This is a genomic window from Psychromonas algicola (genome assembly GCF_004378355.1).
In the GTDB taxonomy this organism is placed as follows: domain Bacteria; phylum Pseudomonadota; class Gammaproteobacteria; order Enterobacterales; family Psychromonadaceae; genus Psychromonas.
The window spans coordinates 1-16,102 of record NZ_SNUB01000047.1 but is presented as its reverse complement, the minus strand read 5'-3'; the positions used below and the strand labels follow the sequence as shown (position 1 = coordinate 16,102).

18 protein-coding genes and 1 pseudogene are annotated in these 16,102 nt (G+C 33.9%); 7 read left to right on the top strand and 12 right to left on the bottom strand.

The features are described from left to right. Nucleotides 1-139: 139 nt before the first annotated feature. The 3 genes from E2R67_RS15760 to E2R67_RS15750 all read right to left on the bottom strand — a co-directional run bounded on the left by E2R67_RS15760 (nt 140) and on the right by E2R67_RS15750 (nt 2,609). A complete protein-coding gene (locus E2R67_RS15760) occupies nt 140-1,102 on the bottom strand; it encodes a DUF3137 domain-containing protein (RefSeq protein ID WP_134291908.1) in 963 nt (320 codons plus the stop codon). After that, nucleotides 1,099-1,653: a LemA family protein gene (locus E2R67_RS15755; protein WP_134291907.1), complete on the bottom strand. Its 555-nt coding sequence runs from the start codon at nt 1,651-1,653 to the stop codon at nt 1,099-1,101. The genes E2R67_RS15760 and E2R67_RS15755 overlap by 4 nt, the downstream gene beginning before the upstream one ends. Before the next feature lie 347 nt (nt 1,654-2,000). Further along, on the bottom strand, nt 2,001-2,609 hold the full coding sequence (locus E2R67_RS15750) for a TetR/AcrR family transcriptional regulator (RefSeq protein ID WP_243837042.1): 609 nt from the start codon (nt 2,607-2,609) through the stop codon (nt 2,001-2,003). Nucleotides 2,610-2,725: 116 nt separating this feature from the next. On the opposite strand from E2R67_RS15750, the gene E2R67_RS15745 reads away from it, so the two are divergent. The 4 genes from E2R67_RS15745 (at nt 2,726) to E2R67_RS15730 (ending at nt 5,905) form a co-directional block, all read left to right on the top strand. Further along, a complete protein-coding gene (locus E2R67_RS15745; protein WP_134291906.1) occupies nt 2,726-3,376 on the top strand; it encodes a glutathione S-transferase family protein in 651 nt (216 codons plus the stop codon). A gap of 107 nt (nt 3,377-3,483) precedes the next feature. Continuing rightward, nucleotides 3,484-4,092: a DNA-3-methyladenine glycosylase family protein gene (locus E2R67_RS15740; protein ID WP_134291905.1), complete on the top strand. Its 609-nt coding sequence runs from the start codon at nt 3,484-3,486 to the stop codon at nt 4,090-4,092. A 370-nt stretch (nt 4,093-4,462) separates the two neighbouring features. Further along, nucleotides 4,463-5,509 (top strand): lipid A deacylase LpxR family protein, encoded by a 1,047-nt coding sequence (locus tag E2R67_RS15735; RefSeq protein ID WP_243837041.1) that lies wholly within the window; start codon nt 4,463-4,465, stop codon nt 5,507-5,509. Between the two features lie 132 nt (nt 5,510-5,641). Beyond that, nucleotides 5,642-5,905: a glutaredoxin family protein gene (locus tag E2R67_RS15730; protein ID WP_134291904.1), complete on the top strand. Its 264-nt coding sequence runs from the start codon at nt 5,642-5,644 to the stop codon at nt 5,903-5,905. Nucleotides 5,906-5,980: 75 nt separating this feature from the next. Here the strand turns inward: E2R67_RS15730 and E2R67_RS15725 are convergent, their stop codons facing one another. After that, nucleotides 5,981-6,814 (bottom strand): AraC family transcriptional regulator, encoded by an 834-nt coding sequence (locus E2R67_RS15725; RefSeq protein ID WP_134291903.1) that lies wholly within the window; start codon nt 6,812-6,814, stop codon nt 5,981-5,983. A 356-nt stretch (nt 6,815-7,170) separates the two neighbouring features. Here E2R67_RS15725 and bamJ point away from each other — a divergent pair, with 356 nt between their 5' ends. Continuing rightward, the gene (bamJ, locus tag E2R67_RS15720; RefSeq protein WP_134291902.1) at nt 7,171-7,881 is read left to right on the top strand and encodes a BamJ family beta-barrel-assembly machinery protein; all 711 of its coding nucleotides are present in this window, start codon (nt 7,171-7,173) and stop codon (nt 7,879-7,881) included. A gap of 104 nt (nt 7,882-7,985) precedes the next feature. Here bamJ and E2R67_RS15715 read toward each other — a convergent pair. After that, a protein-coding gene (locus tag E2R67_RS15715) for an IS3 family transposase (RefSeq protein WP_134291901.1) occupies nt 7,986-9,157 on the bottom strand; the annotation gives its coding sequence in 2 pieces (ribosomal slippage) (nt 7,986-8,908 and nt 8,908-9,157; 1,173 coding nt in all). A gap of 143 nt (nt 9,158-9,300) precedes the next feature. Between E2R67_RS15715 and E2R67_RS15710 the strand changes: the two are divergent. Further along, nucleotides 9,301-9,480 (top strand): annotated as a pseudogene (locus E2R67_RS15710) (tyrosine-type recombinase/integrase); the annotation flags it as partial. Between the two features lie 282 nt (nt 9,481-9,762). On the opposite strand, the gene E2R67_RS15705 reads toward E2R67_RS15710, so the two are convergent. The 6 genes from E2R67_RS15705 to E2R67_RS15680 all read right to left on the bottom strand — a co-directional run bounded on the left by E2R67_RS15705 (nt 9,763) and on the right by E2R67_RS15680 (nt 14,470). Next, nucleotides 9,763-9,972: a hypothetical protein gene (locus tag E2R67_RS15705; RefSeq protein WP_134291900.1), complete on the bottom strand. Its 210-nt coding sequence runs from the start codon at nt 9,970-9,972 to the stop codon at nt 9,763-9,765. Nucleotides 9,973-10,009: 37 nt separating this feature from the next. Then, nucleotides 10,010-10,840, bottom strand: a complete 831-nt coding sequence (locus E2R67_RS15700) for a DUF2971 domain-containing protein (RefSeq protein ID WP_134291899.1) — start codon at nt 10,838-10,840, stop codon at nt 10,010-10,012. Between the two features lie 60 nt (nt 10,841-10,900). Then, nucleotides 10,901-11,446, bottom strand: a complete 546-nt coding sequence (locus tag E2R67_RS15695) for a hypothetical protein (protein WP_134291898.1) — start codon at nt 11,444-11,446, stop codon at nt 10,901-10,903. Next, the gene (locus E2R67_RS15690) at nt 11,427-12,767 is read right to left on the bottom strand and encodes an ion channel (protein ID WP_134291897.1); all 1,341 of its coding nucleotides are present in this window, start codon (nt 12,765-12,767) and stop codon (nt 11,427-11,429) included. The genes E2R67_RS15695 and E2R67_RS15690 overlap by 20 nt, the downstream gene beginning before the upstream one ends. A 259-nt stretch (nt 12,768-13,026) precedes the next feature. Continuing rightward, nucleotides 13,027-13,566 carry a hypothetical protein gene (locus tag E2R67_RS15685; RefSeq protein WP_134291896.1) on the bottom strand — a complete coding sequence of 180 codons (540 nt, stop codon included), beginning with the start codon at nt 13,564-13,566 and terminating at the stop codon, nt 13,027-13,029. A 697-nt stretch (nt 13,567-14,263) separates the two neighbouring features. Further along, nucleotides 14,264-14,470, bottom strand: a complete 207-nt coding sequence (locus E2R67_RS15680) for a helix-turn-helix domain-containing protein (RefSeq protein ID WP_134291895.1) — start codon at nt 14,468-14,470, stop codon at nt 14,264-14,266. A gap of 98 nt (nt 14,471-14,568) precedes the next feature. Here E2R67_RS15680 and E2R67_RS15675 point away from each other — a divergent pair, with 98 nt between their 5' ends. Further along, the gene (locus E2R67_RS15675) at nt 14,569-15,159 is read left to right on the top strand and encodes a hypothetical protein (RefSeq protein WP_134291894.1); all 591 of its coding nucleotides are present in this window, start codon (nt 14,569-14,571) and stop codon (nt 15,157-15,159) included. A 302-nt stretch (nt 15,160-15,461) separates the two neighbouring features. Here E2R67_RS15675 and E2R67_RS15670 read toward each other — a convergent pair whose 3' ends face one another. Beyond that, nucleotides 15,462-15,905: a hypothetical protein gene (locus tag E2R67_RS15670; RefSeq protein WP_134291893.1), complete on the bottom strand. Its 444-nt coding sequence runs from the start codon at nt 15,903-15,905 to the stop codon at nt 15,462-15,464. Nucleotides 15,906-16,102: the final 197 nt, after the last annotated feature.

Here is a 16,102-nt window from a genome sequence, read left to right as displayed (position 1 = left end):
AATGGTCAAAACCGATCCATAGTTGGAGAGCTGCCATGAATCGGTTTATAATAGAGTTTGAAGACCGCTTGAAAAAACATCTGTAAAAATGGTAATTACACAGAATTATTTACAGGGTCTTTAATAACACATTAAAATCTTACTTTTTACCCCATAATTTTTCATTTAATTTTAGATCACTAATGATTGCTGAGGCTAAATGTAGGTTTTGGATATATTCGAATGCAACTCCATAATCAAGTACAGATTGAAATAAAGTGGCTTCAAAACTATTCTTATTATTACCAATAACAGCATGAATACTGTCATCCACAAAAGAAATGTAGAGTGGATAACCTGATTTCTTTTTAAAATCTAGTAACCTTTCCATCAGAGTAGGAGTAAGAATATACCTCGCTTCAATTTGATCGGTACTATACACAACAAACTCTCTTTCGAACTCATCATTATCCATTGTTAGTAATCGACCTTTTTTCGTATCTTTGAATTCCAACCAATTACTTAAAAGAGAACTAAAGATACTTTGTGTACTATCTGGTAATACTAATGTTTTACCTTGAAAGTTTTTATTAAAACTCGCTTTAATAAAAAAACCTCTAAAGAAACTTTTATACTCTACTTTCTTATCTTTACCTTCTGATTTTGTTAGTGCATTTACATCGGAAAATTCTATTTTTACACCGTCAATTTCACCACATACATAATCATCACCAGATAAAACGTCAGGCTTTTTAAAAAGATCTGTTTTTATAAAATTATCAATTGAGATGCATTTATTTTTATAATAAACAAGACTTTCATCAATCGAATGTATAAGTGGTTTTATAATAGAATCTTTAAAATTATCATTATATTTACTCTTTGCTGAGCTATAAATCCCTTGCATAAAAATGAAATATGCAGCTCCAAAGATACAGATACCGTTTACTTCAATACGAACGTTCATCATTAGAATCACAGCAAGAATTACAAATAATAATGTGCATATGAAAAAATTTTTAAACATTCGAACTATCGATTTAGTTCTATCCTCTTCAATTTTATCAAGAGTTAGCTTTAAATTTTCAAAATAGAATTTTTCAAGTTCTTTAATTGTTTTCATTTTTCAAATAAACTCTTAATGTTGATATTTTCCCTTTGAGTTTCGTCAATTTCAAAAACATCTTTAATTTTGTAATTCATCGCTTTAGCCATCAAGTTTGTCGGAAACATTTCTAAAGCATTATTGTAATTAGTTATAGCTTGATTATAAGCTCTTCTAGCCGCTGATATTTGTGCTTCAACTTCATTCAATGAATGTTGAAGATCTAATACATTTACATTGGCTTTTAAATCAGGATAGTTCTCAACAGCAACCATAATAGAACCTAAAGCTTTAGCAACCTTTCTATCTAAGGCTATTTTATCATTATCACTTAAATTTGATCTGTTTGAATCTGTACGTAGTTTTGTAAGCTCCTCTAAAATTGATTTTTCATGTTTCATATATACTTGTACAGAAGAAACAAGGTTTGGAATAAGATCAAACCTTTTTTTCAGTTGTACATCTACATTAGAAAAGATATTCGTCACTTGATTTTTTTTAGAGACTAATGAGTTGTACATTAAAATGAGTATTACTAATACTACGGCTAAGATGATGAAAGTTATCATATTTTTCCTTTAAATTGTGAGTAAATAACGGCCTACATTTCTAAAACAATCATATAATAGATATCATCAAGGTTCATTAAATAATTACTTCTTAAATTTTCTTACCACTTCTACATTTAAAGTTAATTTACAAGCTCATAATAGAAGTTAAAAGTGAAGAGTCATTGTTAAGAATACGCTACGGAAATAATAATGAGTTTCATATCTTAGTCAATTTCATCAAGCATTTAATTTCTTCATACATTTGAATGTAGCTGCTTCCAATATAATCTAGCTAACCAAATGTTTACGTTTTATTGCTCTTAATTAAGAAGCCTCGTGACAAAAAAGTTAAGGCTCAACAATATTCAATCACCTAATAATCCATTTTGGCAGGCTTTCAACAATTGCTCTGCCAACTCATCGTCATTAATCGCTCTAGAAATTGCAACGCCACCAATCAATAACACTGCTTTTTGTAACGCTTTAGCCATTTCCTGATCATCAGATTCATTTTCAATATGTTGTTTGGAATCCATAGTAACTAAATGACTGAGAAAACCTTTAAATACTTTTGTGTAAGTATCGCGTACCGCTAAATCACGTTGGGCAATATCACCGATCATAAACGCTAAAGGGCAACGTAAAAATCCTCCCTCTCTATGCCCTGTACTTAAATAAGTTTCTACAAAGCCTTCATTGGAATTATTATCAAAGGATAAAGCGATTTCCTTAGCTGAACTTAAAATAGCCTCTGCATGCAATTCAGATTTTGACTTGAAATGGCTATAAAATGCACCTCTCGTTAATCCCGCATCGGCCATCACTTGGTTAATACTAACTTCTTCATATCCATTCAAAGCAAATAGTTTAGCTGCACTAGATAATATTCGTTGTCTTGTTGTATTTTTATGCTCTGCTTGCCACGCCACAGTATTGACTCCACTAGGTTTGTCTAATAAGAGCAGTTTTCCCACTCTTATTATCTGATCAATTTATAACAAATTATTCTCTCACAAAGTCAAAATATGTTCTTGAACATATTTTGAATGTAAATACGATATAGCGAAATCAATTAAAAAGAGACCATACAATGATAAATAAACCTCATATTTTTGGCCCGCAATTCAGTACTTTTGTTCGTAGCGTTATGCTTTGTTGTGAAGAGAAAGGAATTGAATATAGTGTCGGACTTTCATTAGGCATTGAAACCATTGAGCGTAAAAGCAAGGCTCATTACGAAATCCATCCTTTTGGTAAGTTTCCAGCTTTGATTGATGGTACAAATAAAATATTTGAAACAGCAAGTATCTGTCGTTATTTAGATGAAAAATACCCAGGTACAACTTTGCAACCAGCTAATATCGATGAAAAAACAATAGTTGATCAATGGAGTGCAGCAATTTCTACTTATATAGATAAAATACTAGTTAGAGACTATTTATTGGAATTTGCTTTTCCAAAAGGTGAAGATGGCACCATAAGAATGGACGTAGTAACAGAGGTTGAACCTCACGTTCTGCAAACATTAAAAAAACTAGAATTACTGCTTGCTGATAATGATTTTATTTGTGGTAAACAATACAGTATAGCCGACGCGTTATTAACGCCAATATTAGATTACCTTTTCACTCTACCCGTTAAAGATAGATTATTTCAATCAGTACCCAAACTCAATCACTATATACAACGCATGCAGCAAAGACCTTCAGGCGTAAAAGTATTAACCCATCAGACTAACTAAAAAATGCAATTAGCTTTATTTTCGATAGATGGTAAGTTGTAAATATAAAACAGAAATAAAGCTTTATTTTCACTTTCAATAATACAAATAACGGAAACAAGTTAACGATGGACGAAGCAATAATCTTACGTGGAATGGAAGCTCTTAGCTTAGTAGATAAAGATATTGAAAAAGCTTTTAAAACGCTAGGACCTCCACCACCAAGATCTCGTCCCTCGGGTTTTGAAACGTTTTTATCTACGATTGTAGGCCAACAACTATCAACTAAAGTCGCTGCTATCATAATGCAACGTGTAGTGGCATTGATGGTAGACGTCACACCTGAACGACTCATTGAAATTGAAGATCAAGCGCTTCGAGATGTGGGTTTGTCTTGGCGCAAAATAGAATATGCCAAAGGACTCACCACCGCCATTATTGACGGCAGTTTCAATATCCAAGCCTTAAATGAATTAAGTGATGAAGAAGCGATAACTGAAATTACAAAATTGAAAGGATTTGGTCGTTGGAGCGCTGAAATCTATTTAATGTTTTCTTTAAATAGAGAGAATGTTTTCCCTGCTGACGACTTAGGAATTTTACTTGGGTTAGCGAAGTTAAAAGGATTGGCAGAAAAACCAACGCCTAAGCAAGCGCGGGAAATGGTAAGCCATTGGACCTCGTATAAAAGCGTTGCTTCCTTGTTCCTTTGGCAGTATTACCATCAACCTAAATAAAAATTAGCCTTTTAAATTTCGTGGCTACCTGTCCCCAACAAACAATCACAAATTGTTAATTGTCATTACCACATCTAAAAATCAGGCGATAAGTAAAATACAAAACAACCTTACGCCATCACAAAGTCAACTAATCTCATTATAAAATCACTGCAATAACATTGTTATTTAAATTAAGACGATTTGTTTCAAAACTAAGTTGAACGGTCGCTACAGATGAACGTGATCTTGATAACATTTCTATCAGGGTAAAGGAGTGAAGACAAACAATCTTACAAGTAGGTTTAAAAATAAAAACCTAACATAACGTCTTCAACAATGCCCTGAGTTATTAATTTTCCGTTTTGATAAATAGTGTCAGGTAGCGATCATGAAAAACAAATACATTAACATTTTCTCCGAAAAAAACGTCATTAATATTGCAGCAATATTCTTAGCAACAATGATGACTGGCTCTGTAATAGCAGATGAAGATAAAGCCAATGAATATAACACAGGCAGTTTTAGCATCAGTCTTGATAATGATGCATTTCTTGGTACCGACAGAGGTTATACAAACGGTGTATTTTTTAAATACAATTCTGATACAACAACAGAAATTAATAACGAGTCACCATTTGTACTTAAAACAATTGGTAACTTCTTAGCATTAGATGAGCAAAGTAATAAAGGTTGGGGTGTTACAATCGGACAACAAATTTGGACGCCAGTAGATATCAGTGCTCCAACTGAAAGCGCACATGATAGACCTTACACAGGGTTACTATTTATTGAAGGTACTGTTTTTGAATACACAAAAGACTTTGCCAATAAATACAGCTTAATGTTTGGTGGCGTCGGTCCTGATACTTTTGGTGAAGATTCACAAACATTTGTTCATAGCTTAATCGGTTCAACACAACCAGAAGGTTGGGGAAGACAAATTAAAAACCAAACGATTTATAACTTAGGTTACGAAGGTCAACGATTATTAACAAGAGACTCTGCATGGTTTAATACCGACTATGATGCAGGCTTATCTGGTCGCGCAAACATTGGTAATTACCAAAGTGAGTTGGCGGTAGGCAGTACATTTAGATGGGGTCAATCACTAGATGAAAGCTTTGCAAGTGTCGGTTCAATGCCGGGTCATTACATTGATACCAGCGTGTTATCAAAAAGTCGCTCTGGACAATTTTACTACCTAGCCGTTGAAGGTCGATACCGATTCCAAGATATAACGATTGATGGTGCACGCCCTAAACATCTTTTTGATGTGCATACAGAACATTGGCAAGCAACCGTTTCAACAGGTGTTGTTTATTACCAAGCATCATGGGGAATGGCGTTAAGTGTGATCACAAGTACACCTGATTACGAAGAAGATTTACGAGACTACAACTCAACAGCTTCAGTGAATGTGTTCTGGCGCGCTTAATAATCAATAGATTAGACAAAATGCAGCAACCTTTAGACAGTTTGTTGCATTTATTAAACAGAAATAGTTTATATTAACACTAGAAATGAAGCTTAAATAAAACATGATGTAACTAACATTAAGGAAGAACAGATGACTTTATCAGCAACACAACCTAAATCGATGGCCCTTTATCACTTTGATGGCTGCCCTTACTGTGCAATGACACGTAAAGCAATTGGTCAACTAGGCCTAGAAATTGAACAAAGAAACATTCAACAACAAGCTCAACATAAAAATGATCTTGTTCAAGGTGGCGGCAAAAAACAAGTGCCTTGTTTACGTATTGAACATGCAAGCGGTGAAACTCAGTGGTTATATGAGTCAGGTGATATTATTAACTTTTTATCGAACTAATTGCTTGAAAGGTAACTGTTATTGATAGCAGTTACCTACTTTAAATTCAATTAAACCTCGCTGTGAAGCGCGATCCTACTTTCTACCTTTAAGTTTAATTAACCACTCTTTTGGCGATAATCCCAATTTCTTTCTAAAAACTCTTGCAAGCGCAGAGCCATGCTCATAGCCCACTTTATTTGCAACCATACTAACGGGTAATTCTTTCTTCAATAATCCCTGTGCAAGCGCTACACGTAAATCGGCAAGATAATCACTTGGTGCCTGTCCGACTGTACTTTTAAATAAAGCGGCAAACTTTGCGCGCGACATTAACGCTCTTTCAGCCATGGAATCCACCGTCCATTGTTCTTCAGGATGTTGGTGAATTGCTGCCATCAACTTAGATAACTGAGGGAGAGACATCGCCGCTAACATACCCTGAAGTACAAGGCCTTCTTTCAAAATATGACGAAGAATTTGGATCAGAAAAATATCGCCTAACTTATTAATAAGCGCTTGTTGTCCCGGTTCAGCATTAAAGGCTTCTTCAAATAACCAACAAGCCGTTCTTCCCACAGGATCATCATTATCAACACTTAAACAAATAATAGAAGGCAATGCATTAATCAAAGCCGCGCCACTGCCAGATTGAAAATCCAAATCAACACAAACCAATTGTGCTTGGTCAGACTCATCAGCAATAATTTGATGCTTAGTTGGCCCCGGCATAAAAATAACCGTCGGTTTATCTAAAGTAACTTTATGCCCTTCTTCACAAACCAGTGTTAACACGCCTGACTTTAAAAGATGTAAATGCCCTTTATTACTATCAGAGCCACCTAAGGTTTTAATAGTACAAAAATTACCACTAAAAAAGACTTCAGCATTAAAAGAAAGGTTTTGTAGTATCTGACTTAATTTATCCATAAATTACTCTAAAAGGTGATTATAAAATTCACCAAGGCTTATATCTCGGACAGAGGTTTGACCTCATCCCTTGCGAATTCATATCTATTACTATTTTTGGGAGGCAATACTAACAATTTGACGCTTGAATAAAAACAACTGTCGCCATTTTACTGCCACAGAAAAGAAATAGTTTTGCTTAATATTGTTAAAATAATTCAAAAATAAAGGGTATTTATAAATTTATTTTGGTAAAAATACTATTCAAATAAGTGGCAAATCGAGAAGGTGGTTCTTCATTTTCTACATAGGTTTGTTTCATAGCATTGTAATTAGCTATACTGCGTATTCTTTATTTTGATAAAACGGACAAAACAATGATTAAACAAAACTTCCTTGCAGTGATCGTTACTGCGGCTACTTTACTTGCTGGTTGTAATGAGAAAGAAGCAAAGCAGACAGCTCCCATTGAACTCGATACTATGGATAAAAAGTTGAGCTATTTGTTCACTTTCGGTAATGCTTCACAAATTCAAGATCTTGGTGTTAAATTTGATGTTGAGGTTGTTCGCCAAGCAGTTAATGATGCGAACAATGGTCTTGAATCTCGTTTAAGCGAAGAAGAAGCCCAAGCGGTAAGTCGAGCATTTCAAAGGATGAAACGTGAATCGGCTGCCAAAGCCATTAAAGAGAATAATATTAAGTTGGGTGCAGAATATCTGGCTGAAAACGGTAAAAAAGAAGACGTTGTAACAACAGAAAGTGGTTTACAATATGAAATTATTGTATCAGGTGACGGCGAGACGCCAACACTTGAGGACTCTGTGTTGGCACATTATGAAGGTAAACTGCTAGACGGTAAGGTGTTTGATAGTTCTATTGATCGCGGCGAGCCTGCGCACTTTCCTTTGCGTGGTGTTATTCCTGGTTGGACTGAAGTGCTTCAGTTGATGAAAACCGGTGATAAGTGGAAAGTAACTATTCCTTATAATTTGGCTTACCCTGATGGAACACGCGGTATTGATGCGGGTTCAACATTAATATTTGAGATTGAACTTGTTAAAGTTATCAAAGGAAGAAAAAATTAAAAAAGTGATCGCTTTAGTTGATTCGGAAAATAGCGGTATATTGCGTAGATAAGCTAATTGAAAAAGTAATGCATCTTTTATTTCTAGACTCGAATGTGTAGTGGTCAAGCTTTTTTGGCCACCAAATTCAAGGCGTTCCAATAGTTTGCTTCTTTCTTGTTTGGTGACAATCCTAAATTGTGGCTATGGGGTCTTACCACGTTGTAATATTTATAAATATAATCTCGTATCGCATTATCTGCGACAAACTCGTTTTGATAACCTCTTTTAGGCATGTTTTCAGTTTTTAAACTTCTAAAGAAATGTTCCATTGGGGCGTTATCCCAACAATTTCCTCGGCGACTCATGCTTTGTTTAATTTGGTGTTTCCACAGTAATTGCCGAAACGATAAGCTTGTATAATGGCAACCTTGGTCTGAGTGAAACATCAAATCTGATGGTCTCCCTCGGGCTTCAAAGGCGTTGCTTAATGCTTTCTTGGTCAACTTGCTATCAGGTGAGTCTGATATAGCAAAACCCACTATTTTCCTATTATACAAATCTAAGACGGCCGCTAAATAACGCCACTTATTACCAACCCAAATATAGGTTACGTCACCACACCAGACTTGATTTGGTCTCTCAGGGCTAAACTCTCTATTCAAATGGTTTTCAATAGACACGTGCTCTTTCTTTGCCACCTTATACTTATGTTTCGGTGGCTGACAACTCTCTAAACCAAGTCTTTTCATCGCTTTTGCAGCTCTATATCTGGTCAAATTATACTTCTCTGTAGAAGTGACTAGACTTGCAATGGTTCGCGCTCCTGCAGAGCCTTCACTCAGTTCATAGGCATCTTTTACATAAGCGTCGATAAGAACCTTAACTGCGTCAATTTTCTTAGATTGACTCAGCCAATAACGATAACTACTACGATAAATACCAAATACAGAGCACAATTTTTTAACAGGGTAGTTAGCTTTAAGTCGCTCAATCAACGTGAACTTGTCAGTGAGTCCGACATTAAGAGAGCCGTAGCCTTTTTTAGGATTTCTTTCTCCTGTTTAAGCTGCTGTATTTCACGCTCTAAGAGTCTTATTCTACGACTATCTTCTGAAATAGGTGTCCCTTGAAGATTGTCTCCATTACGCTCTTTGCGTAGGGTTCTTGCCCAACTATCTACTGTAGATTTCCATACTCCCATTGCATCAGCGGCTTCTCTTACTGAATAACCTTGAGCAACAACTAGCTCTGCAACTTCTTGTCTAAATGCGGGTTTAAAGTGTTTTTTAGTCATAGTATTACCTTCGTTAATGATGATTATAATATCACCTTTAAATCGCTGACCAAATTCACTATGCCACTACATAAAGACTATTGGACAGTAAAAGTGTAACCCATGTATGTTTAATAAAGTGTTACCTATGAACTTGACTGTACATTAGACATACCTTTGCAAGTCACTTTATGATGGGTGGTGGAAATATATTGGTATTACAACAAATACTTGGTCACGCAAGCATTACAGACACAATGAAATATGCCCACTTCTCACCAGCTCATTTAGAAGATGCAGTTAAATTAACCCCATTATCGACACTGAAAAAAGAAGAGGTTTAAAAATTCGGTGGACAGAATGTGGACACTCAAAAGAAAAAGGCTCTGTAATCGTTTGATTACAAAGCCTTTAATGTGGTGGATGGGGGCATCCGAATCACTAACATAAACACTTGATATATATAAACTAATTTAGGTATTAATTTTAAATTGGGTCAATAATTGGGTCAATAAAAACAATCTACCTATAAATGTTCCAAGTCGCTTTCGCCCCCAAAGCGAGCTAGATAGGAGAACATCTCGATATAATTTTGATACGTATCCTTGATGGATTGTTATATGCATTTAACCCGAATGTTTACGATCACATTTAGCACAGAACGGAACCTTTTTACCTTCTGTTTCATACCACACTCTTTTGGCTTTAATATCGAGATACTTACCACATGAGCCGCAATTATGTAGGTCAGGATTTCCGTTATAAGCAAAAACTGCAATGGCAATACCGATACAGCCAATAATTATAAATATAATTTCAACAGCAGATTCATCCATGTACTAGTTCTCCATTTATGTGTGTCGAATTCATAAACTAAGTGTGATATATTCTGAAATCTTTAAATGAAAGCCATGGGGTACTATTTGAGTATTTAATTTGTTCAAATTCAGTTCCATCTTTATATGTCATTTGAAAAATTCGCTTCTGATCCTTGTCATCTGTACCTGCTCCGAAAACTACTCCACAAAGTGCATTTTCATATTTTAAATATTGATTATTAATGTTGTTTATTAACATCATATATCTATATTCTTCTTCATCCCTCCAGTCTAGGGATTTTTCAAAGATGAGTTCATTATTATGAGTGTAAATGTGCCGTTTTACATATTCGGGCACTCCTAACTCTTTCAGTAATGAATAGTGCAATGTATATGGGCTTTTACATATATCACCTTTTAATGGCCGATTTTTATATTTAATATCAGTTGCGTAAAGGTCAGAAATCGAACCGAACTGCGCTGTTAATAACGCTTCAATTTTCTTTTTACTAAAAATTAAACATACACCCTTATGATCATCTCCATATTGAGCCCACATCCTAGATTTAGCAAAGCCCCGAAGATAAATATCATTAAAAAAATCGTCTCCTAAACATGATTTATCTTTACTAAAACATAAAATTTTACACTTTAATTTGATTTCCTCTGAAATAGTTTCCCATAGTTTCATTGACTCTGCGTGAGAAGGCGAAGCGCCATCACCTATATGAAAGTCAAATTTCCAGTTCTTAGATTCTTTAGGGTCATTTGTATTTCGTAGAGAATTAAACATTAATGTTTTATCTTTAAGGATAAAATCAACAGCTTTATCAACAGTTGTATAATGATAGAGGTACTTACTTTCATCTTTTAAATTTTGAAACATACACGCTCCCCTAAAGATAATTGCGAACTACATACTTACATTGACACATAACCCACTGTTTTATTTCCGTTTAAATGCCTTGTCAGTAATCAATTCCGCCAATAAATTAGCGCTGTTACCTAAAACAAAATCTGTAGCCAATTTTTTCATTTTACAATTCAAATTAGAAGCTTCGGAAATAATGAAAAGCTCTTTAGCGAGCTTAATACTATTTTTTCTCAATAACGATGTAATTAAATAGTTAGCAGAAATCAAGTTAACTATACTACTTGAAGGCTTCATGTCATGCCTTAATAAAAGATACAAAGATTTCAATGAAGCATAAGCTCTATCAGACTCGGTTGCAGAACACAGCCACTTTTTATTTACCTGCAATATTTTCTTTTTCGTATATCGCGTACTATTTTTTAACTCTATAAGAGTTCCACTACTAATATTTAGAGCCAATGAGTCATTCAAGAAAGAAAAATCCTCTAAATGTTCTAGAATAGTTTTACCAGTAGGAAGACTCCAAATATCCATAACATCACCGTTATCAAAAATTATTTTTGGATTTCCAAAGTAATTTAATGTGTATGGTATTTCGTTAGCTACCCAGAAAAGCAAACAACTCTTTTTTGCTTGCTTCTATAACAACATCTAAATCATCCCAAAATTGAATTTGACCTAATAAAGTAGACCTTAAAGCCCCTCTAACCACCCAAACATCATAAAGGTCTGTTAAACCAATCAATTGTTGTTCTATGCGTTGGCGGAGGGATTTGAAGCTAGTGACTTTATATTTATTTGTTAATTTTTCATGTAATAAAGATAAGCTTGTATTATTACTATCCATTATTGGATTTAGTTCATAGTAGTGTTTCAATACCAAGTAATCTTTCAATAATTTAATATTAAAATAATTTAAAGCAACAACGGTATCTAATGCAGTACATTTAAAAGTATTATTTAGAATGTCATCATGAAATTGTTTGGTATTAATAACTTCATTCGTATAAACATTGATAGCCACTGCATTAACACTAAAATTAAAGTTATTTATAGCTTCTATAATGCCCTTTTCATTTAAACCTTTTGTAAAGCTTTCCGTACTACACAAATCTATATGGTTCCCACATTTTAAGGGAATTATTATTCCATTGCGTTTTGATACATCAAACCTAACACCATGTTTTTTTAGTGTTGTTTCAATCTTTGTTGTAGAGTAACTAGATAAACAATCTATATCACCGATGTAATTATTATTTCCAAAGTGGATATTTCGAACCCACCCGCCAATTAACCAAAGCTCATTCTCAAGTATTGAAGATAAAAATAATAGCTCTTTCCAATAAGACTTTTCAATTGAATTTTTAAGATCAACATTAACAGCACAATTATGTTCAACTTTTTTTTCCACTTCTTTCACAGACCTAGTTCTAGACATTGTTGTTGAAATAATTACACCTAAAATGAATACCCCAACTAAGCCTTCAGTTGCCGCTAATAGCCCCGCGCGAGAACCTGGCTCAGGAGAAATACTACCAAAACCAACAGTAGTTATTGTGATAATACTGAACTCGAGAGATGTACATTGATCTAATGCTTCAATATTAAAGTCATCATAGAACCATAGTAAATATATGTTAGCGTAAATAAATATTATCTGGATATATTGAATGAAAACAATAATTAAACTTCTTAGAGCAGAATACAGTTTAAAATTTGGTTGTAAAAAAGGTCTTAAAAGAACGCTCCTAAGTTGATATTGAATTGACTCAATACCTAAGAGCACTAATAAAATCAGAATTGGTAACGATTGTTTTAGAAAAACTGTTGGTATGAAAAATATTACCAATGGGATAACGAAAACAATTAATTGGTATATTTCCGTAGCCAGCGGATGAGTATAATACTTATTGTTCTTTTTTTGTTGAAGAAATGCCATGATCCAAGCAGCTGGAGATATAAACCTTAATACCCACAGAAATGAATTGAAAATGTTTATAATTAAAAAATCAGACTTAATAGACCACTGTCCGCGCTTGAAAAATGGCAGCTTATCTTTACGAAAATATATTCGGATACTAAATTCCTTTGATTACTAACGCTTTGCTAAGCGGCAATAAAATAGTTGGCTAAAATTAGCGAGGTACGAGCAAAAGCCAACAGTTTTTTGTCCGTTTAAGCAACTTGTTATAAATTCATTACCATTCAAAATAGCTAGCAACTGTAAAAGCTGTTCCGATAATTCCGATGGTATAACTAAGACGAGAAAATACTTTTTCTCTTTTGCGCTTTTTCGATAAGTCCTGTAACTCTTGCTCCAGTTTATACAAACTTAAATTGTCACCCTTCAGTGTCTCTTTCAGTTTATCTATGTGACAGCTTATATTTTCAGGGATATCACCGAAGCTTGAGTTAACTCTTACTGTATTTTGAATTTTTTCTAATTTTTCAATTGAGATAGATTTATCTCTATTGGTTTTAACACCTACCCTGCACTCATCCAATGCAATTACTACTTGTGCATTGGGAATTCCTCTTACCTTTGCCATAGCGAGAATATCGCCATATTCAATATCATCTTCTGTGTTTGCATAGGCCTTTATGTAATTATCAATAAATTTATTTCGTTTCCACCGCCATTCGATGCGTCCTGCTATCACAGCTAGTGCGTATACTGGCACAGTAAATATAAGAAAAACTGACACGGCTAAAAGGACTGCCTTAATATTTATTTCCAACACTGAACTCCAATTGAATTTATAACAGTATATTATCCATAATTCACGATAGTAACGGATTATGAAATAAAAAAATAACAAAACAATAATAATTAAATCATTACCTGTCAAAGTTTTGTAATAAAATATGTGGTTTTATTTTAAACATTAAGTTTGTAGAAACTAAGCACTGCGTCATACTCAGCTATTTTGTGCTGAGTATGACGCAGTGCTTAGGAAATTAAATACTATAAATCAAAAAATTGCATTTTTGGGAAAACCTCATTATAACTGTATGTAAATACAGTTTTTAGGGGTGTTTTTATGATCATAAAATCTCTTTTTTTACAGTCTCTTCGAAATGTAATTAGAGTTAAACGCTATAGCTTACAAACAGAAAAAGTTATTTATATTGGGTTAAGTTTTCATTATGTTTAATGATAAACGCCACCCCAAAGAGTTGGGCGCTGCAGAAATAAACCACTTTTTAACTAATTTAGGAATCGTTATAAAATAACTTCCGCTAGATTGTTTCCAAAAAAACTTAAATGACAGGCTCTTTTGAAAACAAAATCGTGAAAGCAATGGGGGCGCGTCTTGCCTTTTGCCATTATTAAGTTGAATTCAAGTCGCTTTCAAACGAAAAAGAATATAGTTCCTATCTCGCTTTGTGCCCCTAAGCGACATAGGCCTAGTTACCGTTTATTACATTTAAAAGTTAAAATAATTCACCTTCTTTAATATCAAGCGCTTTAGCTAAATAAGAAACTTCTATATCTAGCACTTGTCGAACTTGAGCTTCTATTTTTGCTAATGTTGAACGGCTAATATCAAACCCTATTAAATTACATTTTGCTGTTAACTCACTTTGAGTCAATCCTTTCTCTTTTCGTAATTCTCTAACTTTTTTTCCAATTATATTCATTGCTATTTTGCTCCGCTTGTAGAGCTTTATAATTGCATATGATAAATTACATAAAGCTCCACCAGCGGAGCAACTTAAAATAAATGGATGGTTTAAATATGATAAATAAGCAATTTAAAATAATTAGTGTCGTAGCGATTATTAATATACTTTCTGCGTGCAGTGTTATTAGTAACAATCAAAGGCTATCAGACATTGAAGAAAGGCTTAAACAGGTTCAATTAGAAGAGGATCAATATAAATCAGAGCATGGTGATGTTGTTGCATATATGCAGGAGCATAAACTAGAAAAGCTTTTATTCGTTGAAACTAATTTGAATTATGAAAAAAATGCCTTGTATGTGCTTCCTCGCGGTTATTTAACTCAAAACTTGGGTGATGGTCATTACCTGTATATGTATAAAACCTGTACCCATACAAAAGGTGGTTATTGTATTAATTATGATTATAGAAACCTTTTACTGACAGGCTTAGCAAATACAGAGTTAATACCAAGTAATGACACGATTAGAACAAGTAGCCAGCTTGTCGAATTTACAGGCATCTATAAATATGAATCAATATCTGGTGCACTTAAAACTGTTCCAACATTTAACGTTTTTGGTAAAAAAGGCTCTTGGAAGATAAACGCTATATGGAAAGTTAAAAATCAATTATTACTAGAAAAAAATACTCTCCTAACAAATTAACCTTTCTTAAAAAATGACAACTAAAAATAAAACGCTCAACCTAGCTTTGTATTATATGTGTTAGGTTGACGCTTTAAAATTAACAGCACATTAGCATTTATCAGACTCAATAATTTATCGTATTGCCCCCTTTCCGAGTCCAGTTAAGAAAAAAAAGATAGGTTAATAAAGAAGGGCTTTTTTTTATCGTGTTACAAATAACCCCCCATAGCCTTTATACATAAGGGGTTAGCTTCTTTTTTAAATTTTCAAGGGTGACATTTATGAATTGGAAGCAATGTTTCATTATGTCTCATAAGCATCTAATTTTTAGGGATATTATGACTGCAAAAGAGTACTCTTTTTCCTTTTTCTGTAGTTCTCTTTTTTGCTAAATAAGACGCGTGATGGGTAAAATCATTTTTGTCTTGTTCCGTATTAATAATATGAAGCCCTTTCTTTTTATACTCATCCGAATAATTAATATATACCTCCCTTTTCGACCCCATAGTATCGATCACTTCTAAAATTGTATCTCTTATTTTGTTTAATTGTTCATTTGCCTTTTGAGCATCAAGCATTATAACAACATGGCAATGCTTTTCTAATTCACCACCTACTTCATCTTTACGCCAATGATATATATCGTTAACAGATAACTCTAAACGCTTGCTTAGGCGTTGTTTAAGCTTCTGTATTTGCTTAGCCGCACGCTCACTATCATATAGCGTTAAAACGATGCCTATAGGCTTTTTAAAGTCGCGCAATAACAAATCTATACCATTAATGAGTTTGTCTATAAGGCGCTTAATTAAGGGTCTATTATTTGCACAATTAACTGAATGTCCCGTCCTGAAATAGGTTGACGGTTTTAATGGAAGGCCAGTAGCTCTTGCTCCTGGTCTTTTTTATGCACTTGATTTGGGGTTTTCATTCCCAAACTCATATGCGGTCGCATTTCATT

What these genes read in the sequence shown, in the direction of transcription:
- E2R67_RS15700 (WP_134291899.1), bottom strand. Translation starts at nt 10,840, where the DNA reads ATGTTTCAAAATTTAAAAGATGAAAGTAAGTACCTCTATCATTATACA.
- E2R67_RS15745 (WP_134291906.1), top strand. Translation starts at nt 2,726, where the DNA reads ATGATAAATAAACCTCATATTTTTGGCCCGCAATTCAGTACTTTTGTT.
- E2R67_RS15760 (WP_134291908.1), bottom strand. Translation starts at nt 1,102, where the DNA reads ATGAAAACAATTAAAGAACTTGAAAAATTCTATTTTGAAAATTTAAAG.
- bamJ (WP_134291902.1), top strand. Translation starts at nt 7,171, where the DNA reads ATGATTAAACAAAACTTCCTTGCAGTGATCGTTACTGCGGCTACTTTA.
- E2R67_RS15755 (WP_134291907.1), bottom strand. Translation starts at nt 1,653, where the DNA reads ATGATAACTTTCATCATCTTAGCCGTAGTATTAGTAATACTCATTTTA.
- E2R67_RS15740 (WP_134291905.1), top strand. Translation starts at nt 3,484, where the DNA reads ATGGACGAAGCAATAATCTTACGTGGAATGGAAGCTCTTAGCTTAGTA.
- E2R67_RS15705 (WP_134291900.1), bottom strand. Translation starts at nt 9,972, where the DNA reads ATGGATGAATCTGCTGTTGAAATTATATTTATAATTATTGGCTGTATC.
- E2R67_RS15680 (WP_134291895.1), bottom strand. Translation starts at nt 14,470, where the DNA reads ATGAATATAATTGGAAAAAAAGTTAGAGAATTACGAAAAGAGAAAGGA.
- E2R67_RS15730 (WP_134291904.1), top strand. Translation starts at nt 5,642, where the DNA reads ATGACTTTATCAGCAACACAACCTAAATCGATGGCCCTTTATCACTTT.
- E2R67_RS15735 (WP_243837041.1), top strand. Translation starts at nt 4,463, where the DNA reads ATGAAAAACAAATACATTAACATTTTCTCCGAAAAAAACGTCATTAAT.
- E2R67_RS15690 (WP_134291897.1), bottom strand. Translation starts at nt 12,767, where the DNA reads ATGGCATTTCTTCAACAAAAAAAGAACAATAAGTATTATACTCATCCG.
- E2R67_RS15675 (WP_134291894.1), top strand. Translation starts at nt 14,569, where the DNA reads ATGATAAATAAGCAATTTAAAATAATTAGTGTCGTAGCGATTATTAAT.
- E2R67_RS15725 (WP_134291903.1), bottom strand. Translation starts at nt 6,814, where the DNA reads ATGGATAAATTAAGTCAGATACTACAAAACCTTTCTTTTAATGCTGAA.